At 65.8% G+C, this 22,124-nt stretch carries 21 protein-coding genes; 18 read left to right on the top strand and 3 right to left on the bottom strand.

Features of this window, described 5'->3' with window-relative positions:
• Window positions 1–13: 13 nt before the first annotated feature.
• From steA to ACOZ9V_RS11230, 18 genes are all read left to right on the top strand, one after another.
• Window positions 14–1,252: a putative cytokinetic ring protein SteA gene (gene steA, locus ACOZ9V_RS11315; protein ID WP_181271750.1), complete on the top strand. Its 1,239-nt coding sequence runs from the start codon at window positions 14–16 to the stop codon at window positions 1,250–1,252.
• Window positions 1,245–2,237: a copper transporter gene (locus tag ACOZ9V_RS11310; protein ID WP_139469722.1), complete on the top strand. Its 993-nt coding sequence runs from the start codon at window positions 1,245–1,247 to the stop codon at window positions 2,235–2,237. Before steA ends, ACOZ9V_RS11310 begins: the two co-directional genes overlap by 8 nt.
• The gene (locus ACOZ9V_RS11305) at window positions 2,234–3,103 is read left to right on the top strand and encodes a hypothetical protein (protein ID WP_259358878.1); all 870 of its coding nucleotides are present in this window, start codon (window positions 2,234–2,236) and stop codon (window positions 3,101–3,103) included. The genes ACOZ9V_RS11310 and ACOZ9V_RS11305 overlap by 4 nt, the downstream gene beginning before the upstream one ends.
• Complete coding sequence (murJ, locus tag ACOZ9V_RS11300; protein WP_139908284.1) at window positions 3,100–4,857, top strand: lipid II flippase MurJ; 1,758 nt, start codon at window positions 3,100–3,102, stop codon at window positions 4,855–4,857. The genes ACOZ9V_RS11305 and murJ overlap by 4 nt, the downstream gene beginning before the upstream one ends.
• Window positions 4,854–6,002, top strand: a complete 1,149-nt coding sequence (locus ACOZ9V_RS11295; protein WP_434590027.1) for a glycosyltransferase family 4 protein — start codon at window positions 4,854–4,856, stop codon at window positions 6,000–6,002. Before murJ ends, ACOZ9V_RS11295 begins: the two co-directional genes overlap by 4 nt.
• Window positions 6,003–6,035: 33 nt before the next feature.
• Window positions 6,036–7,172, top strand: coding sequence for a group 1 glycosyl transferase (locus tag ACOZ9V_RS11290; RefSeq protein WP_434590024.1), 1,137 nt, complete (start codon window positions 6,036–6,038; stop codon window positions 7,170–7,172).
• 8 nt (window positions 7,173–7,180) lie between these two features.
• Window positions 7,181–8,860: a CTP synthase gene (locus tag ACOZ9V_RS11285; RefSeq protein WP_219922354.1), complete on the top strand. Its 1,680-nt coding sequence runs from the start codon at window positions 7,181–7,183 to the stop codon at window positions 8,858–8,860.
• 88 nt (window positions 8,861–8,948) lie between these two features.
• Window positions 8,949–9,653 carry an NUDIX domain-containing protein gene (locus tag ACOZ9V_RS11280; protein WP_434590022.1) on the top strand — a complete coding sequence of 235 codons (705 nt, stop codon included), beginning with the start codon at window positions 8,949–8,951 and terminating at the stop codon, window positions 9,651–9,653.
• A 6-nt stretch (window positions 9,654–9,659) separates the two neighbouring features.
• Window positions 9,660–10,610 carry a site-specific tyrosine recombinase XerD gene (gene xerD / locus ACOZ9V_RS11275; RefSeq protein ID WP_420096582.1) on the top strand — a complete coding sequence of 317 codons (951 nt, stop codon included), beginning with the start codon at window positions 9,660–9,662 and terminating at the stop codon, window positions 10,608–10,610.
• Window positions 10,611–10,648: 38 nt separating this feature from the next.
• A complete protein-coding gene (locus tag ACOZ9V_RS11270; RefSeq protein WP_101546302.1) occupies window positions 10,649–11,515 on the top strand; it encodes a ParA family protein in 867 nt (288 codons plus the stop codon).
• An 89-nt stretch (window positions 11,516–11,604) separates the two neighbouring features.
• A complete protein-coding gene (locus tag ACOZ9V_RS11265; RefSeq protein WP_434590018.1) occupies window positions 11,605–12,462 on the top strand; it encodes a segregation and condensation protein A in 858 nt (285 codons plus the stop codon).
• The gene (scpB, locus tag ACOZ9V_RS11260; protein WP_181271742.1) at window positions 12,459–13,112 is read left to right on the top strand and encodes an SMC-Scp complex subunit ScpB; all 654 of its coding nucleotides are present in this window, start codon (window positions 12,459–12,461) and stop codon (window positions 13,110–13,112) included. Before ACOZ9V_RS11265 ends, scpB begins: the two co-directional genes overlap by 4 nt.
• Before the next feature lie 17 nt (window positions 13,113–13,129).
• Complete coding sequence (locus ACOZ9V_RS11255) at window positions 13,130–13,990, top strand: pseudouridine synthase (RefSeq protein ID WP_139908276.1); 861 nt, start codon at window positions 13,130–13,132, stop codon at window positions 13,988–13,990.
• Window positions 13,987–15,135, top strand: a complete 1,149-nt coding sequence (locus tag ACOZ9V_RS11250) for a prephenate dehydrogenase (protein WP_434590014.1) — start codon at window positions 13,987–13,989, stop codon at window positions 15,133–15,135. The genes ACOZ9V_RS11255 and ACOZ9V_RS11250 overlap by 4 nt, the downstream gene beginning before the upstream one ends.
• Window positions 15,132–15,791 (top strand): (d)CMP kinase, encoded by a 660-nt coding sequence (gene cmk / locus ACOZ9V_RS11245; RefSeq protein ID WP_434590012.1) that lies wholly within the window; start codon window positions 15,132–15,134, stop codon window positions 15,789–15,791. The genes ACOZ9V_RS11250 and cmk overlap by 4 nt, the downstream gene beginning before the upstream one ends.
• Window positions 15,788–17,299: a ribosome biogenesis GTPase Der gene (der, locus tag ACOZ9V_RS11240; RefSeq protein ID WP_172170082.1), complete on the top strand. Its 1,512-nt coding sequence runs from the start codon at window positions 15,788–15,790 to the stop codon at window positions 17,297–17,299. Before cmk ends, der begins: the two co-directional genes overlap by 4 nt.
• Window positions 17,300–18,610, top strand: coding sequence for an AI-2E family transporter (locus tag ACOZ9V_RS11235; protein WP_434590010.1), 1,311 nt, complete (start codon window positions 17,300–17,302; stop codon window positions 18,608–18,610).
• Between the two features lie 147 nt (window positions 18,611–18,757).
• A complete protein-coding gene (locus ACOZ9V_RS11230; RefSeq protein ID WP_139469736.1) occupies window positions 18,758–19,384 on the top strand; it encodes an L-threonylcarbamoyladenylate synthase in 627 nt (208 codons plus the stop codon).
• A gap of 159 nt (window positions 19,385–19,543) precedes the next feature.
• On the opposite strand, the gene ACOZ9V_RS11225 is transcribed toward ACOZ9V_RS11230, so the two are convergent.
• From ACOZ9V_RS11225 to ACOZ9V_RS11215, 3 genes are read right to left on the bottom strand one after another with little or no spacing between them, the layout of a single operon-like run.
• The gene (locus ACOZ9V_RS11225) at window positions 19,544–20,248 is read right to left on the bottom strand and encodes an ABC transporter ATP-binding protein (RefSeq protein WP_434590008.1); all 705 of its coding nucleotides are present in this window, start codon (window positions 20,246–20,248) and stop codon (window positions 19,544–19,546) included.
• On the bottom strand, window positions 20,248–21,015 hold the full coding sequence (locus ACOZ9V_RS11220) for an ABC transporter ATP-binding protein (protein WP_434590005.1): 768 nt from the start codon (window positions 21,013–21,015) through the stop codon (window positions 20,248–20,250). Before ACOZ9V_RS11220 ends, ACOZ9V_RS11225 begins: the two co-directional genes overlap by 1 nt.
• A gap of 2 nt (window positions 21,016–21,017) precedes the next feature.
• The gene (locus tag ACOZ9V_RS11215) at window positions 21,018–22,124 is read right to left on the bottom strand and encodes a branched-chain amino acid ABC transporter permease (protein ID WP_434590002.1); all 1,107 of its coding nucleotides are present in this window, start codon (window positions 22,122–22,124) and stop codon (window positions 21,018–21,020) included.

Below are 22,124 nucleotides of genomic sequence, written 5' to 3'. Positions count from 1 at the left end.
GAATGGGCGGACCATGAAAGTGCGCAGACACCGTGAGAACCTCACCGCACCGACCCGGTTCGGCCCCGCCCCTGCCCGCTTGGACCGACGCACGAAGAATCTGACGAAACGCCTCCAAGCAGGCGACATCGCCATCATCAAGCACTCCGATATCGACCGGATCTCCGCCGAAGCCCTCGTCGCCTGTCGGCCGGCCGCGGTGATCAACGCCGACAAGTCGATCTCCGGCCGCTACCCGAACCTCGGCCCGAGCATCATCGTCGACGCCGGCATCCCCCTCATCGACGCCGCCGGAGCCGACATCTTCGATACGGTCGACGAAAACGCCGAGATCTCCATCGAGGGCGCCACCGTATACGCAGGCGAAACCGAGGTGGCCACGGGAGTCCTGCAGACGGCGGAGACGATCTCCGAGGACATGCACGCCGCCGAAGCCGGAATGAACTCCGTGCTCGTGGACTTCATCGACAATACGATCGAATACATCCGCAAGGACTCCGACCTGCTCTCGGCCGAACTCGTCGTGCCCGAGGTGAAGACGACGTTCACCGACCGGCATGTGCTCATCGTCGTCCGCGGGTACCACTACAAGGAGGACCTGGCGATGCTGGCCTCCTATATCCGCGAATACCGGCCGCTGCTCATCGGCGTCGACGGCGGAGCCGATGCCATCATCGAAGCCGGCTACCGACCGGACATGATCGTCGGGGACATGGACTCCGTGTCCGACACCGCTCTGACCTCGGGTGCCGAGATCGTCGTCCACGCCTACCGTGACGGCACCGCCCCGGGCACCGAACGGGTCGAAGCCCTCGGAGTCGAATGCGTGGCCTTCGCGGCCTCGGGTACGAGCGAGGACATCGCCATGCTGCTCGCCGATGACAAGGGTGCCGAACTCATCGTCGCCGTGGGCACCCACGACACCGTCATGGAGTTCCTCGACAAGGGCCGCAAGGGCATGGCCTCGACGTTCATCACCCGGTTGCGTGTGGGATCGAAGCTCATCGACGCCAAAGGCGTGTCCCTGCTCTACCGGCAGCGCATCTCCAGCCTGCAGCTGGCCGTGCTCATCATCGCCGGTCTCGTCGCCCTCGGTGTGGCGATGACCGCGACCTCGGCCGGACAGACCTTCCTCGGCCTCATCGGCGCCCAACTCGACGGCCTCTTCGGCTGGATCGGCTCCCTCTTCGGCGGCGACCCCGCAGCTTCGACCGATTCCGCCGGCCTCATCCAAGGACTGACCAGTGATTGATTTCCGCTACCACCTCGTCTCCCTCGTCTCGGTGTTCCTCGCCCTCGCCGTCGGCATCGTCCTCGGCGCGGGACCGCTGAAGGAACCGATCGGGGAGTCCCTGCAGAGCCAGGTCGATGCGCTGCGCTCGGACCGCGACAACCTGCGCTCCGACCTCGACGCCGCCAAGGGCAATATCGACAAGCAGAACGAATTCGTCACCGCCGCGGCCCCGGAACTCATCGACGGCACCCTCGACGGGCAGGAAGTGAGCATCATCGCCGCCCCCGAGGCGGACTCCGAGCAGGTCGAAGAGGTCAGCAACCGGGTCAAGGAAGCCGACGGCACCATCGCCGGTGACGTCTCGTTCGTGCCGAACACGCTCAGCCTGGAGGATTCCACCCAGTTCCTCAAGCGGCTGCGCACAGTCGTGCCGCACCTGCCGAAGGACGATTCGACCGCGATCCGCGCCGCCCTCGTCATCGCCCTGACCGGTGACGCTTCGATGCTCGAAGACGAGGACGATCAGGCCGATGCGGAGAAGCAGGCGGCGAAGCTCTACGACGTCTTCGTCGAAGCCGACCGTCTGCGCACCGACACAGACCACAAGACCACCTCGCTGTTCATCGTCATCGATGATGAGAACTCGACACTGGCCGAGGACACCGAACCCAGCCCGAAGGCCACCGACGACAAGGGCACCCGCACCCTCGTCACCGACTTCATCACCGCGCTCACCGCCGAAGCCACCTCGGTGGTCGTCGCCGGCGACGCCGGCTCGGCACAGAACGGACTCGTCAACGTGCTGCGGACGGAGAAGTCCCGCGCCAGCACCGTCGACGGCCTCGGCCTCGGCGCCGGTCCCGTCATCACCGTGCGGGCCCTGGCCTCCGGGGAAGCCGGAAAGCACGGACACTTCGGATTCGCTGAGGACGCCGAAGGCATTCTGCCGGGCAAGATCGAAGAGAAGCCGTCCGACGACACCCCGAAGGGAGACGAGAAATGATCCGCTCCATCGTCAGCACCGCCGTCGCCGGACTCGCCGGCTTCGCCGCGACGAAAGCCGTGCTCAGATCACGGCTGCGCACCCACGATTCCGTGGTGCGCACCAACCACGCCGGACACGACGTCTCACTCGCCGAAGGCCCTGCCGTCGCGGCGGGACTGCTGGCTGGCAGCCTGCTCATCGAAGACCCTCGGCAGCGGTCGGCGACCCTGCTGGCCACGGCCGCGGCGGGCAGCCTCGGCGCCGTCGACGACTTCTGCGAATCCGGATCCTCCAAAGGACTTCGCGGTCATCTGTCGGCCCTGGCCCGCGGGGAGATCACGACCGGGGCCATCAAGGTCACCGGCATTCCGCTCGCCTCGATCGCGGCCGCCGCGATCCTGCGCAGCCGTACGCGGCCGTCCGGGCTCTTCGGCTCCACGCACTCGACAAGCGACCGGCCCTGGTACGCGGCCACCGCGGATGTCATCGTCACCGGGGGAGTGATCGCGGGCTCTGCGAACCTGTTCAACCTCCTCGACCTGCGGCCGGGCCGGGCGCTCAAGGCCGGAGCACTGACCCTGGCCTTCACCGACCACCATCGCCGCGTGTCCTGGGCGCCAGCCGGAGCGATCGCCGGCGCCACGGCCGCAGCCTGGCCCGACGACCTCGCCGGTGATGCGATGCTCGGCGACACCGGAGCCAATGCCCTGGGAGCGGCAATCGGCGTGATCCTCGCCGAAACCGCCACACCGGCACAGCGACGCCTCATCCTCGCTGTCCTCGCCGGACTCACCCTGGCCAGCGAGAAGGTCTCCTTCACCTCCGTCATCGAATCGACTCCGGGACTGCGGGAGATCGACTCGTTCGGCCGCGAGGATAAGTGAACAAGCTCGTTCGAGTCCTCGCCTCCACGGCGCTGCTCGTATCGATCATCACCCTGCTGACCCGTTTGGTCGGCTTCTTGCGCTGGCTGGTGTTCTCGGCAAACGTCGGCGCCGGCACCGTCGGCACCGCCTACCAGAGTGCCAACCAGGTCCCGAACATCCTCTTCGAGGTCGTCGCCGGAGGCGCCCTGGCCGGAGCGGTCATCCCGCTGCTCGCCGTTCCCTTGGCCAGATCGGACCGGGAGACCGCCGGACGCATCGCCTCCGGCCTGCTGACCTGGGCGGTCAGCGTCACCCTGCCCCTGTCGATCCTGCTGGCCGTGTTCGCCCCGCAGATCGCGAGGATCCTCGTCGACACGAAGACGAGCGCCGCGGGAGTGCAGGCGACCGTGGAGCTGCTGCTCATGTTCTCCCCGCAGCTCGTCCTCTACGGAATCGGCGCCGTGCTCACCGGAGTGCTGCAGGCCCACCGGAAGTTCCTGTGGCCGGCGTTCGCCCCGCTGCTCTCCAGCCTCATCGTCATCGGCAGCTATATCGCCTACAGTTCCGTCGGCGGCAGCGACGATACCTGGCAGACCCACCTCGGCTGGCTCGGCTGGGGCACCACCGTCGGCGTCGCAGCCCTCGCGCTGCCGCTCGCCCTGCCGATGGCCACGACCGGGCTGAAGCTGCGTCCCACCTTCTCCTTCCCACCCGGAGTCGCCCACCGTGCGCTGCGTCTGGCCGGAGCCGGAATGTCGGCCCTGCTCGCTCAGCAGGCTGCCGTGCTCGCAACCCTGAGCCTGGCCAACCATGTCGGTGGGGACGGCACGCTCGTCCTCTTCAGCTACATCAACGCCGTCTACCTGCTGCCCTATGCGGTGCTCGCCGTGACCGTGGCGACGGTGGTCTTCCCGACCTTGTCGACCTGGGTGGGACGATCCACCGATCCCGAGGCGACCGAGCACAGACGTGCGGAAGCCGGGGCTCGGATGCGGTCGGTGACCTCGACGACGACGGCCCTCATCATCGCCATCGGCGGACTCGGCGCCGTCATCCTGCTCTCGGCAGCAGGCCCCCTGCAGACCTTCTTCATCGCCATCGACGCCGAAAGCGAATCCGCCGCACCCTTCGACTCCATGGCCACGGCGATCATGGTCATGGCCTTGGCCGTGCCCGGGTGGTCCTTCGTAGCGTGGGGCACCCGCGTCTTCTATGCGGTGGAACGCTCCCGCTATTCGGCTGCCGCCACGACGACGGGGTGGATCCTCGTCATCGTCGGCATGGTCGGAGCCATCCTCGTCACCGGCTCGAACGGCAATCCCGGACTGACCCTCATCTGCATCTGCAGCGGCTATGTGCTGGGCATGACCGTCGCCGGAGTATTCCTGCTCGTGAATATGCGCCGCGTCCTCGGCCCCACCGGACTCGCCCTCGTCGGACGTCGGTCGCTGCTCGCGCTCGGGGCCGCCGTCGTCGCCGGCACCGCCGGAGTCGTCACCTCGCAGTGGTTCGGGGGACTCCTCGACAACTCCGCAAGCTCCGCGGTCATCGCCGGAATCGTCGCAGCCCTCCTCGGCTGCATCGTCTTCGGACTCATCGTGCTCATCATCGACCGCGGGTTCCTCGGAGAGGTCCGCGGCCTGCTCGCCGACCGGAACCGGGCCGGCGTCAACGACGAAACGACCGTGCACGCCGCCGAAGCGCAGACCAGAGACCACGGCCCCAGCGACATCGACAGACCCAGCGATACCGACAGGGAGGAAGACTCATGAGAATCGTCTTCACCATCGGCACCTCGACCGGGGGAGTCGGCACCCACGTGCACGCACTCGCTCGCGACCTCGCCGCCGCCGGACATGAGATCGGCGTCATCGGACCGGCCGCCACCGACGAACACTTCGGCTTCTCGCTGCTGCCCGGAGTCCGATTCGGCGTCCTCGAACTCGGCACCGGAATCGGCGCCTCCGACGCAGCCCTCGTCCGCCGGCAGCGCACACTGCTGCGCAGCTTCTCCCCGCAGATCGTCCACGCCCACGGTTTCCGCGCCGGGCTCATCACCCTGCTGACCCTGCGCACGCTGAAGACCCGACCGAAGTTCGTCCTCAGCCTCCACAACCAGGCCAGCGGACAGGGACTGCGCGGACGGGTCGAAACCCGAGTCGAGACGATGCTCGCCCGCGGGGCCGACCTCGTCCTCGGCGCGAGCACCGACCTCGTCGACCGCGCCCGCGAAATCGGTGCGCAGACCGCCCGATTCCTCCCCGCCGCCGCCCCCGAGGTGACCCCAGTGTCCGCCGAGGCGGCCGCCACCACCCGCTCGAGCTTGGCCGAGGAGTTCGACTTCGCCCCAGGGGCCCTGATCGTGCTCGCCGTCGGCCGCGTCGCCAAACAGAAGAACTACCCGATGTTCGTGCGCGCACTCGCTCGCCTCGGCGATGAGAACCACCAGGGCGAGATCGTCGCGCTCATCGCCGGTGCCGCCGATGAGGAGGTGCTCGCCGACGTCCGCGCTCAGTACGACGACGCCGCAGCCGCCTCGGCGATTCCGGCCCTGCATTTCCTCGGACCCCGCGATGACATCGCCGAACTCGCGGCCGCTGCGGACATCTACGCGCTCACCAGTGTGTGGGAGGCCCGAGCGCTCGTGCTCCAGGAGGCGCTCATCTCCGGCAAGGCGATCGTGGCCACCGCCACCGGCGGCAGCGCCGAACTCGTCGGCGATGCGGGGATACTGATCGACCATGACGACGATGCCGCCTTCGCCGCTGCCGTGGCCGAACTCGCCATCGATCCTGCCCGCCGCGCAGAACTCGGAGCCAGGGCACGGGCACGCGGAGCGGAGCTTCCCGATGAGAGGGAAGTTGCCGAAGAACTCGCAGGTCTTTACACGGAACTCGTGCCTGCCCAGGTAGGCTAGAAGCAGCGTCGAACGAAAGAAGAGGATGAGGAAATGAGCGAATCCGGCGAGGTCAACCCACTGAGCGCAGACACGAGGATTCTGCACGTGCTCGCCGATACCACCGGTCCCGTCGTCGAAGTGGCGAAGCTCGCCGTGCTCGGTCACCTCCGGGCCGGTTTCAAGGTCGCCGTCGCCGCGCACCGGTCACTGCTGGGCACCTTCGGAGTCCCTGAGGAACTGGCCGGCGAATTCCGCGAGATCGAACTCACCGCCCGTCGCCGACTCACGACCGCTGACCCCGGCTCCGCCTTCACTCTTCACAAGTACTACCAGCACGTGGACATCGTCCACGCGCACGGACTGCATGCGGCGACGCTCGCCGGACTGGCCTTCACCGGTCTGCCCGCCCGCCTGCACCCGAAGGTTGTCGCCACCATCGAATCCTTCGACTCCGCCAACGTCATCGAGAAGACCGGAGCCGAGATCGTCGGCCGTACGGCCACCGCAGTGCTCGGCACGACCGAACCCGTCGTCGACTACTACGGCGGCCGCGTCCCGGTCGTCGAACGCGCCGAACTCGTCCACCCGGACATCGACGCCGACCTCACGGTCCGCACCCCGCGCGCCGAGGTCCGTCGCGAACTCGGCCTCGCGGAAGGCACCTGGATGGTCGCCAGCCCCATCGCGCTGCGTGACCACACCGCTCTGGCGACGGTCCTCGACGCCGCCGACCAGATCAACCAGCGCCGCCGCGACCGCAAGGTCGTCTTCGTCCTCACCGGCACCGGCAAGGACCGGTCGACGATCTCCCGCGAATTCTCCGACCGCGGCGTCCTTGTGGCACCGGCTGGAGACCTCGTCGATGTCGCGGCCGCTGCCGATGTCGTCGTCGCCAGCGAGACGATGACGGGACTGTCCCACGAAGACCTCATGCAGCTGTCGAAGCCCGCGGTCTTCATCGGCAGCGAACGCCGCGCCGGCATCTGGGGAGAGGCCGCGAAGGCCGTTCCCGCCGACGACACGGAGGCGCTGCTGCGTGAGATCAATCATCTTCTCGACGACCCGGCCGGACGCGGAACCTCCGCTGTGGCAGCAAAGAAGCGGGTCATCGACGTGAGCAACGGTGCGGCGATCTCCGAGACGCTGCTCGACCTGTACGCCGAGGTCGACGCCGTCTCGGATTCGTGAGCCGGACTTTGATAGAATCAAATCCCGTGGTGAATCGAACTGGCCCAGGCGGCACACATACGGCAAAGCACATCTTCGTCACGGGAGGCGTCGCCTCCTCGTTGGGCAAGGGTCTGACGGCATCGAGCCTCGGCCATCTGCTCACTCAGCGCGGCCTCACCGTGGCCATGCAGAAGCTGGATCCCTACCTCAACGTGGATCCCGGCACGATGAACCCCTTCCAGCACGGCGAAGTCTTCGTCACCGAGGATGGTGCCGAGACCGACCTCGACATCGGCCACTACGAGCGCTTCCTCGACAACGACCTCGACGGCGCAGCGAATGTGACCACCGGACAGATCTACTCCTCGGTGATCGCGAAAGAACGCCGCGGTGCGTACCTCGGCGACACCGTCCAGGTCATCCCGCACATCACCGATGAGATCAAGGCGCGGATGCGTGCCCAGGCCGAACGCCCCGAGGCGGACCGCCCCGACGTCATCATCACCGAGATCGGCGGCACCGTCGGCGATATCGAATCCCAGCCTTTCCTCGAGGCGGCCCGCCAGGTCCGTCACGACATCGGCCGGGACAACGTGTTCTTCATCCACGTCTCTCTCGTGCCCTACCTCGGGCCCTCCGGAGAGCTGAAGACGAAGCCGACCCAGCACTCGGTGGCCACCCTGCGCTCCATCGGCATCCAGCCCGATGCGATCGTGCTCCGCTCCGACCGCGAGCTGCCGGATTCGATCCGCGCGAAGATCGCCGGCGCCTGCGACGTCGAGACCGAAGCTGTCGTGTCCTGCGTCGACGCCCCGAGCATCTACGACATTCCGAAGGTCCTCCACGACGGCGGCCTCGACGTGTTCGTCATCCGCAACCTCAACCTGCCGTTCCGCGACGTCGACTGGACGAAGTGGGACTGGGTACTCGAACGCGTGCACAACCCGTCCCGGGAAGTCACCATCGGCATCGTCGGCAAGTACATCGACCTGCCCGATGCCTACCTCTCCGTCACCGAGGCGCTGCGCCACGGCGGCTTCGCCAACGATGCGAAGGTCAAGATCAAGTGGATCCAGTCCGATGACTGCTCCACCGAAGCCGGAGCCGCGTCGGCACTGTCCGGCCTCGACGCGATCTGCGTGCCCGGAGGCTTCGGCATCCGCGGCATCGAAGGCAAGCTCGGCGCACTCGAATACACCCGCACCAACGGCATTCCGACCCTCGGCCTGTGCTTGGGTCTGCAGTGCATGGTCATCGAATACGCGCGCAACGTCGCCGGCATCGAGGCGGCCTCGTCGTCCGAATTCGACCCCGAGACCACGGTTCCGGTCATCGCGACCATGGCCGAGCAGCTCTCGATCGTCGAGGGCGAAGGCGACCTGGGCGGCACCATGCGTCTGGGCACCTACGAAGCCAAGCTCACCGAAGGCAGCGTCGTGGCCGGCGTGTATGGGGACACGACGATCAGCGAGCGTCACCGTCACCGCTACGAGGTCAACAACACCTACCGGGATCAGCTCGCCGAGGCGGGGCTCGAGTTCTCCGGAACCTCACCGAACGGTGAGCTCGTCGAATTCGTCGAACTTCCGCATGAGCAGCACCCGTTCTACGTCTCCACTCAGGCGCACCCCGAGCTGAAGTCGCGTCCGACCTCACCTCATCCGCTGTTCGCGGGTCTGGTCGCCGCCGCTCTCGAGCGTCAGTGACCGTTGTCCATCTTCACAGCGAATGCCGTCGGCCAGAGCGCCGGCGGCATTCGCCGTTCCACCACCGTCGAGTTTCGGGAGGCAGCCGATGAGCACTCAGCACGATGAGATCCTGCAGGACGATCCGGTGGTCCCGCCGATCACCTCCTCCGAGGTCGTCTACGAAGGCGCAGTGTGGGATATCCGCAGAGAGACCTTCGACCTGCCCGAGGCGTCCGGGCTCGTCCGCGATCTCATGGCGCACACCGGTGCCGTCGGCGTGGCCGTCGTCGATGACGAGCAGCGGATCCTCCTGGCCCAGCAGTACCGGCATCCCGTCCGAGCGAGGCTGTGGGAGGTCCCGGCCGGTCTGCTCGACGTTCCCGGAGAGGACCCGCTCGAAGCGGCGAAGAGGGAACTTATCGAGGAAGCCGACCTCACGGCCGACCACTGGGACGTCCTCAGCGACTCCTGCCTGACCCCGGGCGGCAGCTCGGAGACGATGCGTCTCTACCTGGCACGCGGGCTGTCCTCTGTTCCCGAAGCCGACCGTCACGAACGCGGCGAAGAAGAGGCAGGATTCCGTTACGCCTGGGTCGGCATCGACGAAGCACTCGCGGCCGTGACCGATGGGCGGATCACCAACGCGATCGCCCAGCTCGCGATCTTCCAGGTCGACCGGGTGCTGCGCGCCGAAGCTGCAGGAGCACCGGTGGAGTTCCGTCCCGTCGATGCGCCGAGGCGACTCGTCGACGGCCGCCCCGAATTCGGCCGTGGTGCTCAGGTCGAGACCATCGGTTCGAGCGAGGACTGAGACCCTGTGGCTCGGCACGGCGCCGAACTCCTGCCGGAGAACCTGCCCGGAGACCTGCGGCGCGCCTTCGAGTCCTATCTCGCCTCCCTGCGGTTCGAACGCGGACTGTCGATGAACTCGATCGACGCCTATGCTCGTGACCTCGCCCGGTACGGAACCTGGTTGACCGATGACGGGGTGAGCCGCCTCGGCGATGTCGATCGACAGAAGGTGGAGAACTTTGCGCTTCACCTGCTCGATTCGGGACTGGCACCGCGGAGTCGGGCACGCGCACTCGTCGCGGTGCGACGATTCCACACGTTCGCGCTGGGGGAGAACCTCGCGCCCACGGACCCGGCCTCCGAGGTCAGCCCACCGCAGGAAGGACTGCGACTGCCCAAGGCACTGGCGCTCGACGAGATCGAAGCGATGATCGCCACCACCGACGGCGAGGAACCCGTGCAGATCCGGGCCGCGGCCCTGCTCGAACTCCTCTACGCCACGGGAGCCCGCATCTCCGAGGCCGTGGGCGTCGACCTCGACGATCTCGACCTCGACTCAGGGCTCGTCCGGCTCTACGGAAAGGGCGGGAAGGAGCGGATCGTGCCCTTCGGATCCCACGCCGCGCGCGCCCTGGGAGCGTGGGTGTCACGGGTGCGTCCGTCGATGGCGGCGAAGGCGAGATCCTCGGCCCCGGCCGGGGCACTGTTCCTCAACGCACGCGGAACCCGGCTCTCCCGGGTCTCGGCGTGGCAGATCGTCAAGGACGCCGGAGAGGCGGCGAAGATCGACGCCGAGGTGTCTCCGCATACGTTCCGACACTCGTTCGCCACGCACCTCCTCGAGGGCGGTGCGGACATCCGCGTCGTCCAGGAGCTGCTCGGCCATGCCTCGGTGACGACGACGCAGATCTATACGAAAGTCTCCGAGGAGACACTGCGGGAAGTGTACGCGACCTCGCACCCCCGAGCGCGGTAGGGTTGGACGTAGAGCAACGAAAGGTGGCCATCCGAGAGATGAATACGCAAGAGGCGTTGGAGATCCCCCAGCAGCGGACCGCAAACGAGCCCCAGGACTTCCCGGAGCCGGCACCCCTGGCTTCGCACGGACCCGCCCGCATCATCGCGATGGTCAACCAGAAGGGCGGGGTCGGCAAGACGACCTCGTCGATCAACCTCGGTGCGGCTCTGGCCGCCTACGGACGCAAGATGCTGCTCGTCGACTTCGACCCGCAGGGCGCACTGTCCGTCGGGCTGGGACTCAACCCCTATGAGCTCGACATCAGCATCTACAACCTGCTGATGAACCCGCGACTGGACCCGCACGAGGTCATCGTCGAAACGGAATTCGACAACATCGACATCCTGCCGGCCAATATCGACCTCTCCGCCGCCGAAGTCCAGCTCGTCGGCGAGGTCGCCCGCGAGCAGGTGCTCGCCCGTGCCCTGTCGAAGGTCGCCGACGAATACGATGTCATCCTCATCGACTGCCAGCCCTCGCTGGGACTGCTCACCGTCAATGCTCTGACCGCCGCCCATGGTGTCGTCATCCCGCTCGAGACCGAGTTCTTCGCCCTGCGCGGCGTCGCCCTGCTCGTCGAGACGATCGAGAAGGTCCAGGACCGGCTCAACCCCTCACTCGAGGTCGACGGAATCCTCGCCACGATGTTCGACTCGCGGACCCTGCACTCGAAGGAAGTCATGTCGCGAGTCACCGAAGCCTTCGGCGACAAGGTCTTCGAGACCGTCATCAACCGCACCGTGAAGTTCCCCGACGCCTCCGTGGCCGCCGAACCGATCACGAGCTTCGCCCCGAAGCACGCCGGCTCCGAAGCCTACCGCCGACTCGCCCGGGAGCTCATCGCCCGCGGAGGCGCACCCTGAGCGACTCCGTAACAGACGTGGAGGAAGCGGCATCTGCCTCAAGCGGTGGCGTCGCCTCGGGCGATGGCGCTGAATCCGGCACTGACATCGTGTCCGGCGATGGCGCAGCGCCCGGCGATGACACGGCTTCCGAGAATGACTCCGCACAGGGATTCCAGGTGCGGTTGGACAACTTCACCGGCCCCTTCGACCTGCTGCTCGGACTGATCTCGAAACGACGCCTCGACGTCACAGAGATCGCCCTCGCCGAGGTGACGGACGAGTTCATCGCCTACACTACAGAGCTGAAGGATCAGGCGAATCTCGCCGAGATCTCCCAGTTCCTCCTCGTCGCCGCGACCCTGCTCGACCTCAAGACCGCACGGCTGCTGCCCCACGAAGACGGTGAAGAGGTCCTCGACCTCGAACTGCTCGAGGCCCGTGACCTCCTCTTCGCCCGGCTGCTGCAGTACAAGGCGTACAAGTCCGTGTCCGGGTACCTGGCCGAAGCGATGGCCGCCGGCTCGATCCGGGCCCCACGCGATGTCGACCTCGAGCCGGAGTTCCAGGACCTGCTGCCGCCGCTGGAGCTGAACATCGGTCCCGGTGAGCTCGCCGGAATCTTCGCCACCGTGCTCCAACGCGACCACACCCCGCCGAGCGTCGCCGTCGACCATATCCACCTGCCGCTCGTGAGCGTGTCCGAGCAGCGCGGGCACATCCTGTCCCTGCTGCGCGCCGGAGACGTCGACTTCCAGGATCTGCTCGAAACAGCCGAGAACACCCTGGTCGTCGTGGCGAGGTTCCTCGCCCTGCTCGAACTGTTCAAGGTCGGCCTCTGCGACTTCGACCAGCCCGAACCTCTGGGACGGCTGCTCATCCACCGCACCGAGATGAACGAAGACGGAGTCGACCTGCGCACCGAAGGCGACTGGAGCGGAGACGAAGCAGAAGGGGAACAATCATGATCGATGACGAGATCCTCGCCGGCATCGAAGCCGTGCTCATGGTCGCCGATTCGGCGGTGACTGCCGAAGACCTCGCGGGCTCCCTCGGCCTCGACGAGGACACCGTCCTCGAAGCGATCCAGACGCTCAAAGCCGACTACGACGGGGACGAGCACCACCGGCAGCGCGGGTTCGAGATCCGCCATGTCGCCGGCGGCTTCCGCATCTTCTCCCGCGGCGACTATCACGAGGTGGTCAAGGACTTCCTCACGGCCGGGCAGAGCGCGAAGCTCTCCCAAGCTGCGCTCGAGACTCTGGCAGTCATCGCCTACCGGCAGCCGATCTCCCGGCCCCGCATCGCAGCCATCCGCGGCGTCAGCGTCGACGGCGTCATCCGCACCCTGCTGCTGCGCGGACTCATCGTCGAAGCAGGCAAGGAAGCGTCCACCTCGGCGCTGCTCTACGCCACCACGCGTACGTTCCTCGACACGATGGGCATGAACGCGATCGACGACCTGCCCGATATCGCCCCCTACCTGCCTGAAGACGCCGACGTCGCCGAACTCGGCGCCGAAGACACCGAAGTGCTCGCCGAGATCGACGGCGCCCTCGACGACGATCTCGACGATGACTCCGATTCGGCCGCCGAGATGTCACGAGTCGCTGATTGATTTGAGAGAATGGATGTATGAGTCCCTACCGTGATCACCGCGCCCCCGGCGGGCGCCAGAACCGACCCAGCCGAAAACAGCGCGCAGCGACGGCGAATCAGGCCTCCAACAAGGGCGGTTCGGGAGCCGGCCAGACATCAGACGCCCACGTCAGCGGGGGTGTGCGGCTGCAGAAGGTGCTCGCCGAGGCGGGACTGGGATCACGCCGTGCCTGTGAGCAGCTCATCGCCGATGGCCGCGTCGAGGTCGACGGGTCCATCGTCACCGAACTGGGCACCCGGATCGACCCCGAAACACAGTCCGTGTACGTGGACACAGTGAGAATTTCGACACAGACCAAGAAGGTCTACCTCGTGCTCAACAAGCCAGCGGGAGTCGTATCGACCATGAGCGACCCCGAGGGCCGACCCTGCCTGGCCGACTATGTGCGCAACAACAATGAGCGCCTCTTCCACGTCGGCCGTCTCGACACCGAGACCGAGGGCATCATCCTGCTCACCAACGACGGGGAGCTTAGCAACCGCCTGGCCCACCCGCGCTACGAGATCCCGAAGACCTACCTCGCGAAGGTCAAGGGACAGCTGGCGAAGGATGCCGGTGCCATCCTCAAGGCCGGAATCGACCTCGAAGACGGGTTCGTCAAGGTCGACGACTTCAAGCTCGTCGATTCGACTCCGGGCAAGTCCGTCGTCGAACTCACCCTCCATTCCGGCCGCAACCGCATCGTGCGCCGCCTCCTCGCCGAGATCGGCCACCCGGTGGAGCGGCTCGTGCGGCTGAAGTTCGGACCGATCGTCCTCGACGAGCAGAAGCAGGGCAAGATCCGCCCGCTGCGCTCCGATGAGGTAGGTGCACTGTTCGAGGCCGTCGGTCTGTGAGAGTCCACATCATCGGCACCGGCCTGCTCGGTGCCAGCCTGGGGTTGGCGCTGAGCGCAAAGGGCCACCAGGTGACCCTCGAAGACACCTCACCGACCGCGCAGCAGCTCGCCGCGGATCTCGGCGCCGGTCAGGTCGTCAATCCGACCGAAGACCTCGCCGAGGCGGCCGACCCGACCGTCGCCGCCGACGCGACGTCGCCTGCCGCGCACCCGGACATCGTCGTCGTGGCCACTCCGCCCGATGTCGCCGCACGGGTCATCGCCTCGGCGCTCGAGGACTACCCGAACGCCACGGTCACCGACGTCGCCAGCGTGAAGACCCGCCTCCTCGAGGCGGTGCGAGATTTGGTCACGGGACCTCAGCTCGATCGCTATATCGGATGCCATCCCATGGCCGGACGCGAGAAGTCCGGGGCGATCGCCGCCCAGTCGGACCTGTTCACGGCCCGGCCCTGGGTGATCTGCTCGGATGAGGACACCCCGGCCGACCGCCTCGGCGAGGTCATCGCCATGGCCGAGGACACGGGCGCCTCGGTGCTCCACCTTGATCCGCGCATCCATGATGCCGCGGTTGCCAAGGTCTCGCATGTGCCGCAGATCGTGTCCTCCCTCGTCGCCTCCCAGCTGCGGCACGCACCTCTGGAGGAGATCTCGCTGGCCGGGCAGGGACTGCGTGATGTCACCCGTATCGCCGCTTCGGACCCGGGTCTGTGGACGCAGATCTTGACCGGGAACGCCGAAGAGGTCCGTTCGGTCCTCGTCGATCTGCGCACCGAGCTCGACGAGGTCATCGGTGCACTCGAACTCGGACCCGGGTCGACGGGGCTGCTCGCCAAGGCGATCGCCTTGGGAAACGAGGGACACGACCGGATTCCCGGCAAGCACGGGCAGCCGCCGACCACCTATGCTGTTGTCACGATCCTGGTTCCGGATACGCCCGGAATGCTGGCCCGGCTGTTCAAGGACATCGGCGACCTCGGCGTCAATGTCGAGGACTTCCGGATGGATCACGCCTCCGGTCGGAAACTGGGCATGGTCGACGTGTCCGTGGTCCCGGCCATCCAGCAGGAGCTGGAGATCGGATTGCTGTCGAAGGGATGGCAGATCCCCGAATCCGCCATCGAGAAAGAAGGAACTGCATGAGCGTCGTAGCCATTGACGGACCGTCCGGAGTGGGCAAGTCGAGCACCGCCAAGGAGGTGGCGCGTCGACTGGGCTGCCAGTACCTGGACACCGGTGCGATGTACCGGGCGATGGCGTGGCTGTGCCTCAACCGCGGAGTCACCGACCCCGTCGACGTGCTCGAACAGGTGCGCGGAGCGGATCTGGAGATCTCGCTCAGCCCCGACGAATTCTTCGTCTCCGTCGACGACATCGACGTCACCGAGGACATCCGCGGTGAGGACGTGTCGGCGAACGTGCAGACGGTCTCCGGCGTCATCGACGCCCGCGAGGAACTCATCGAGATGCAGCGGGCCTACATCACCGCCGCACCCGAGGGGATTGTCGTCGAGGGCCGGGACATCACGACCGTGGTGGCACCCGATGCCGATGTGCGCATCCTCATGACCGCCCGCGATGAGGTCCGCGTGGCCCGCCGGGCGAAGGAAGTGCACGGCAATGCCGACGCCGAGGCGCTCGCCGCCACTCAAGACCTCGTCACGGGCCGTGACGCCAAGGACTCCGCCACGACGAGCTTCTTAGAGGCCGCCGACGGAGTGTTCACACTCGATACCAGTGACATCGACTTCGACCAGGTGGTCGAGACGGTGCTGCAGCTGGTGAAGGACTCACAATGAGCGAATCCGAATTCCACGAGACACCCGACGAAGACCTCGTCGATCGTGTCGAGAGCATCAGCGACGAGGAGGCCGAGCAGCGGGCGACCGCGCTGGAGGCCGGACTCGAAAGCTATGAGCTCGAAGACGAAGACCGTGCGCTGCTGCGCGCCTACGGCTTCGATGAAGACGACGACGAGGCCCTCGGTGCCGCACCGGTGCTGGCCGTCGTCGGTCGCCCCAACGTCGGCAAGTCGACGCTGGTCAACCGCATCCTCGGCCGCCGCGAAGCCGTCGTCGAGGACGTTCCGGGCGTCACCCGTGACCGCGTGAGCTACCGGGCGGAATGGAACACGAAGGAATTCACCCTCGTCGACACCGGCGGTTGGGATCAGGACTCCAAGGGCATGGCCTCGCGCATCGCGATCCAGTCCGAGGTCGCCGTGGACATGGCCGATGCCGTGCTCCTCGTCGTCGATGCCACGACCGGCCCGACCTCGACCGATGAGATGGTCGTGAAGATGCTGCGCCGGAAGAAGAAGCCGGTCCTCCTCGCCGCGAACAAGGTCGACGACGAGCGCGGCGAGCTCATGGCCGCCGAACTCTGGGGCTTGGGCCTCGGCCAGCCGTGGACCGTCTCGGCTCTGCACGGTCGGGGAGTCGCCGACCTGCTCGACGAGGTGCTCACGATCCTGCCTGAGGTCTCGGCCGTCGACACCCGCGTCGAAGAGGGCGGACCGCGTCGTGTGGCCCTCGTCGGCCGTCCGAACGTCGGCAAGTCGTCCCTGCTCAACCAGCTCATCGGCTCCGACCGCGTGCTCGTCGACAATGTCGCGGGCACCACTCGTGACCCGGTTGACGAGCTCATCGAGCTCGGCGGTAAGCAGTGGCGCTTCGTCGACACTGCCGGTATCCGCCGTCGCGCTCATCAGGCCAGTGGTGCCGACTTCTATGCAGCGCTGCGCACGCAGACCGCGCTCGAACGCGCCGAGGTGGCTCTCGTCCTCATGGAGGTCCAGGATCCTCTGAGCGAGCAGGACGTCCGCATCGTCACGACCGCCGTCGAGGCGGGACGTGCCGTGGTGCTGGCGTTCAACAAGTGGGATCTGCTCGATGACGAACGTCGCTTCTATCTGGAGCGGGAGATCGAACGGGATCTCGGCCATGTGGCATGGGCACCGCGCGTGAACATCTCGGCGAAGACCGGCCGTCATGCGGAGAAGCTCGTACCGGCGATGGAGACCGCTCTTGAAGGCTGGGACACCCGTATTCCGACGGGACGACTCAATGCGTTCCTCGGTGAGCTGGTCGCGGCCAACCCGCACCCGGTGCGCGGCGGAAAGCAGCCGCGCATCCTCTTCGGCACTCAGGCGCAGTCGCGTCCGCCGAAGTTCGTGCTCTTCACCACCGGCTTCCTCGATCCCGGTTACCGCCGGTTCATCATCCGTCGCCTGCGCGAGACCTTCGGCTTCAAGGGCACTCCCATCGAGGTGTCGATGCGCATCCGCGAGAAGCGTCGGGGACGCTGAATGAACGAGGACGAGCAGGCGCAGGCGTCGGGCGCCGCTGACGGTGCGGTCGGATCAGCCGGCGATGCCGCGCGCCCGGCCGAGCCTGCGCCGTCCTCAACACCGTTAGCCGGTTCGACGTCCGGGCACACGGGCCCTGTGGCGGACTCGGAGTCTTTACACGCTGACTCTGCGTCGGGGAAGGTCGGATACGCCGCCTCCGACGCAGCGGGCGAGGCACGGCCCTGGCATGCGCGGCCGCCGGCACGGGCGCTGATGATCGCGGTGACGCTGGCGGGCCTGGCGTACGCGCTGATGTTCTTCCGCGGACTCCAGGACATCGTGGCTCCGGTGTTCCTTGCGCTCAACTTCTATATCGTCGTCTACCCGGTGCAGAGGCTGCTCACTCGGATCAAGGTGCCGCGGGCGATCGGGGCGTGCATCTCGGTCGTGCTCGTGCTCTGCATGATCTTCGCTTTCTTCGGCCTCACGGCATGGTCCGTCGCCGAGCTCGTCATCCTCATCCCCAGCTACAGCAATGAACTCGTGGCCACCTACCAGAGCACTCTGGCGCTGCTGTCGGACATCGGGGTGACATCCTCGGTGATCCAGCAGCAGCTCTCGGCTTTCGACGTCCGCTCCGTGCTCGACGCCGTCTATCCGCTGCTGACGAACCTGTCGTCGGTTGCGGGCCTGCTGACCACGGTGATCATGGCGGTGTTCTTCGTGGCGATGGACTCGATGGGCATCGACAAGCGGATGGCGATGCTGCTCGATGTGAAGCCCTCGCTGTCGGCGTCGATCGGCGACTTCGCCAGTGGCGTCCGCCGCTACTGGGTGGTGGCCACGGTCTTCGGCCTCATCGTCGCATTCCTCGACGTCATCGCCTTGGCGATCATCGACGTCCCGCTCATCTGGGTGTGGGGAGTCCTCGCATTCCTGACGAACTACATCCCGAACATCGGCTTCGTCATCGGTCTCGTCCCACCGGCTCTGCTGGCGCTGGTCGACAGCGGCTGGCAGTCGGCCCTGTGGGTGGTCATCGCCTACAGCGTGCTCAACTTCGTCATCCAGGCGATCATCCAGCCGAAGTTCACGGGTGAGTCGGTGGGCGTGACCCCGCTGATCTCGTTCCTGTCACTGCTGTTCTGGGTGTGGATCCTCGGCTGGCTCGGCGCCCTGCTCGCACTGCCGGCGACACTGCTCATCAAGGCTCTGCTGGTCGACGCGGATCCCAGAGCCAGGTGGGTGAATATCCTTCTCGCCTCCGATCCGCGCACCGGCCGAGCCGAACTGGTCAAGGGCCTGAAGAAGCCAGTGACGTCGGACTGATCAATACCTCTTGCTCGGTCTGGGAATCTGACGGACCGACCCGACGCCGCCGAAAGGTTTCGGCTCGAAGAGCCCACCGTTTTCGCATTGCCGGGCACTTGTCCGTCAACCCCTCGCACTGTGGCGGCAGAGTGGTTAGCATGAAGTATGGCGACACTACTGAATATCCATCCGGAGAACCCGCAGGACCGACTGATCGAGAAGGCCGCTGAGTCACTCAGGAACGGTGGCCTGATCGCCTATCCGACTGATTCCTGTTATGCCCTCGGCTGTGCCTTGGACAACAAAGAAGGCATCGAACGGATCACCCGCATCCGGCATCTCGGTTCGAAGCACCATTTCACGCTGATGTGCCATGACTTCGCTCAGCTGGGTCAGTTCGTCATCGTCGACAATTCCGATTTCCGAGCCATCAAATCGATGACGCCGGGGCCGTACACGTTCATCATGAAGGCGACGAAGGAAGTCCCGCGCCGGATGATGCACCCGAAGAAGCATTCGGTCGGCGCCCGGATTCCGCAGAACGTCACGGCCCTCGCCCTCGTCGAGGCGATGGGGGAGCCGATCCTGTCCTCGACGCTGCTGCTGCCCGGCGATGAGGATCCGCTGACTCACGCCGAGGATGTCATGGACCAGCTCGGCAATGACCTCGATATCGTCGTCGAGTCCGGTGTCCCCGGAGTCGTGCCGACCTCGGTCATCGATTTCACCGGACGGTACCCCGAGGTGGCTCGCGTCGGAGCCGGGGACGTCTCCCGGTTCCAGGATGAGTGAGACGGCCGGGCACGCCCAACCGAATTGAATGAGTGTGACTGACCGTTCTGGACGTTCGGAACGATCAACTCAGCGAATTCTCGCCGAGGTGGCCGGGCCGCCTCGGCGAGATGATCGTTCTGAACTGTCGCCCTCTTGAACGGATGATTCTCTTATTCGTCAGAGGCCGAGGTAAGCCGCCTGCACCTCAGGGTTGTCGAGCAGCCGGGAGGCATCATCAGCGAGGACGATCCTCCCCTCAGCAAGGACGTATCCTCTGTGGGCGATCGCCAGCGATGCCTTCGCGTTCTGCTCGCTGAGCAGGACGCCGATGCCGTTTCGATTGATCTGGGCGACTGACTCGAGCACCTGCTCGACGACGATGGGAGCCAGGCCCATCGACGGCTCATCCAGGATCAGCAGGCTCGGGTCGGACATCAATGCTCGTCCGATTGCGACCATCTGCTGCTGTCCGCCGGACAGGGAGCCTGCCGGCTGCTTCGCCTTCTCTTTGAGGACCGGAAACATATCGAGGACCTCAGCGTAGACCTCTTCTGTTCGCGATCTGTTCCGGTGAGGATAGGACCCCAGACGCAGGTTCTTCTCCACCGACATCTTGCCGAACAGGTGGCGACCTTCCGGGCAGTGCGCGATACCGGCTTTGACGACGGCATTCGGGCGAGCTCGTTGCAGCTGACGACCCTCATAGGTGATCGACCCGGCACGGACACGCATCAGTCCGCTGATGGTTCTGAAGAGTGTCGTCTTGCCTGACCCGTTCGCTCCGAGGACAACGGTGAGCTCTCCTGGGTTCGCCGTGATACTCACCCCGTGGAGAACGTTCGTGGCGTCGTACCCGGTGCTGACATTGTCGAGCGTGAGCATCAGTTCTCCTCCTGTGCTGTCGAACCGAGATAGGCACGGATGACATCCGGATTCGATTGGATCTCCGCCGGTGCGCCGAGCGCCAGCTTCTGCCCGTGGTCGAGGACGAGGATCGTGTCCGCGAGGCCCATGATCATCGTCATCTTGTGTTCGACGAGGAGGACGGAAACGCCTCGCTGTGGCAACGACCGAATGAGGTTGCCGAAATCGACAGTCTCCTCTTCGGGGATGCCGCCGGCGGGTTCGTCGAGCAGCAGCAGCTCGGGCTCAGTGGCCAGTGCCATGGCCACTGCGGTGCGCTTCTGCACCTCCTGCGGAACATTGGACGCCAGATCGTGCCGATATTCTGCGACCCCGCAGAACTCAAGAGCTTCCATCGCCTTGTCCTCGTTGATGCTTGATTCACGACGATGGCGAGGCGTGTGGAAGACCGCGTCGAAGACGTTGGACTTCGAACGGACGATTCGACCGGCCAAGACGTTTTCCAACAGAGTGCTGTCATCGAACAGGTTCGTTGTCTGGAATGTGCGGGCAATGCCGCCGGCCACAGTCCGGTGTGGGGAGGAATGAGTGATGTCCTCACCCTTGAAGCTGATGGTCCCGGCTGTGGGGCGATAGAAACCATGGACCAGGTTGAACAGCGTTGACTTGCCTGCTCCATTGGGACCGATGACTGCGGTGATCTGACCTGCCTCGACGTCCAGACTGACGTCCTTGACCGCGTCGAGCCCGCCGAAGCGCTTACCGAGGTCTCGTATTTCAAGCATTGTCATTTCGTCTCCTCGGGAGAGGGGGTGCCTCCGGTCCGGCCGGCACCCGATTCGGTCCCGTCGGCGACGTTGCGTGCGCGGTGGTCGCCTGTTCCGCCGGAGGTCGAAGCACCTGTCGAATCGAGATCGTCGTCGGCACCACGGGCTTCTTCCACCCTGCGTCGTCGATTGCGTCTGTCGACGAAGCCGCCGAGGTATCCGACGATTCCCCGCGGCGCGAAGATCACGAGGGCGACGATGATGGGACCAAGCACGATGAATCGATAGGCCTGGAAGTCCTGGAAGAGTTCGAACAGGAATGTCACGATCATGCTTCCGAGCAGAGGACCCGCGACAGTGCCCATACCTCCGACGAGAATGAACATGAGGAATTCGAAGGTCTTGTCGATCGATGCCGCGTCGGGTCCGATGAAACCGACCACTGTTGCGTAGAGGCCGCCGCCGACTCCGCCGAAGACAGCCGAGGCGGCGAAAGCGAGCTGTTTGCTGAAGCCGACGCGCACTCCGATCGCATCCGCCAGGTCTTCGCTCGTCCTGATGGTCAGCAGTGTGCGGCCTACGCTTGAACGCCTGATCGCATAGGTCGTATAGACACAGATGAGCAGAATTGCGAACACCAGGTAGAACATCGCGACCGGAGATTCGAAGTCGATGAGCCCTCCGCCTTCGGGGAATTTCACATTGTTGACCCCGGAATGGGCATGAGTGACAGGCTCCCAGCGGCTGATGACGAGGAAGATGATGAAGCCGATGGCCATCGTGAAGATGGCGAAGTACTCATCCTTGGTCCGCAGGGCGATCAGCCCGCAGAGGTAGCCGATCACCGCGGTCCCGATGACGGACACGACGAAGGCTGCCCAGAAGCTCCAGTCGTAGTCGGTGGTGAGCAGCCCGACTCCATAGGCGCCGATTCCGAAGAACCCGCCTTGGGCCAGGTTCAGCTGTCCCGTGAAGCCGAGGATGATGTTGAGGCCGTAGACAGCGATCGCCGCACACATGCCCACAGTGATCACTCGCATCGCGTAGTTCTCCTGTGCAAACGCCAGGGGCGTCAGACCGAGCAGGATGATGACGGCGATGGTGCCGATGATTCGAGGATTCTTCAT

This window comes from Brevibacterium sp. 1718 (assembly GCF_051131255.1).
GTDB classification, from domain to species: Bacteria; Actinomycetota; Actinomycetes; order Actinomycetales; family Brevibacteriaceae; genus Brevibacterium; species Brevibacterium sediminis.
The sequence above is the reverse complement of the archived record's forward strand: the minus strand, read 5'-3'. Positions and strand labels throughout refer to the sequence as shown.

Bases quoted from the DNA above. Each gene is read 5' to 3' on its own strand.
- ACOZ9V_RS11305 (WP_259358878.1), top strand. From the start codon at position 2,234: ATGATCCGCTCCATCGTCAGCACCGCCGTCGCCGGACTCGCCGGCTTC.
- ACOZ9V_RS11230 (WP_139469736.1), top strand. From the start codon at position 18,758: ATGGCGACACTACTGAATATCCATCCGGAGAACCCGCAGGACCGACTG.
- ACOZ9V_RS11225 (WP_434590008.1), bottom strand. From the start codon at position 20,248: ATGCTCACGCTCGACAATGTCAGCACCGGGTACGACGCCACGAACGTT.
- der (WP_172170082.1), top strand. From the start codon at position 15,788: ATGAGCGAATCCGAATTCCACGAGACACCCGACGAAGACCTCGTCGAT.
- ACOZ9V_RS11220 (WP_434590005.1), bottom strand. From the start codon at position 21,015: ATGCTTGAAATACGAGACCTCGGTAAGCGCTTCGGCGGGCTCGACGCG.
- ACOZ9V_RS11295 (WP_434590027.1), top strand. From the start codon at position 4,854: ATGAGAATCGTCTTCACCATCGGCACCTCGACCGGGGGAGTCGGCACC.
- ACOZ9V_RS11255 (WP_139908276.1), top strand. From the start codon at position 13,130: ATGAGTCCCTACCGTGATCACCGCGCCCCCGGCGGGCGCCAGAACCGA.
- scpB (WP_181271742.1), top strand. From the start codon at position 12,459: ATGATCGATGACGAGATCCTCGCCGGCATCGAAGCCGTGCTCATGGTC.
- ACOZ9V_RS11215 (WP_434590002.1), bottom strand. From the start codon at position 22,124: ATGAAGAATCCTCGAATCATCGGCACCATCGCCGTCATCATCCTGCTC.
- cmk (WP_434590012.1), top strand. From the start codon at position 15,132: ATGAGCGTCGTAGCCATTGACGGACCGTCCGGAGTGGGCAAGTCGAGC.
- ACOZ9V_RS11270 (WP_101546302.1), top strand. From the start codon at position 10,649: ATGAATACGCAAGAGGCGTTGGAGATCCCCCAGCAGCGGACCGCAAAC.
- steA (WP_181271750.1), top strand. From the start codon at position 14: ATGAAAGTGCGCAGACACCGTGAGAACCTCACCGCACCGACCCGGTTC.
- ACOZ9V_RS11235 (WP_434590010.1), top strand. From the start codon at position 17,300: ATGAACGAGGACGAGCAGGCGCAGGCGTCGGGCGCCGCTGACGGTGCG.
- ACOZ9V_RS11290 (WP_434590024.1), top strand. From the start codon at position 6,036: ATGAGCGAATCCGGCGAGGTCAACCCACTGAGCGCAGACACGAGGATT.
- ACOZ9V_RS11280 (WP_434590022.1), top strand. From the start codon at position 8,949: ATGAGCACTCAGCACGATGAGATCCTGCAGGACGATCCGGTGGTCCCG.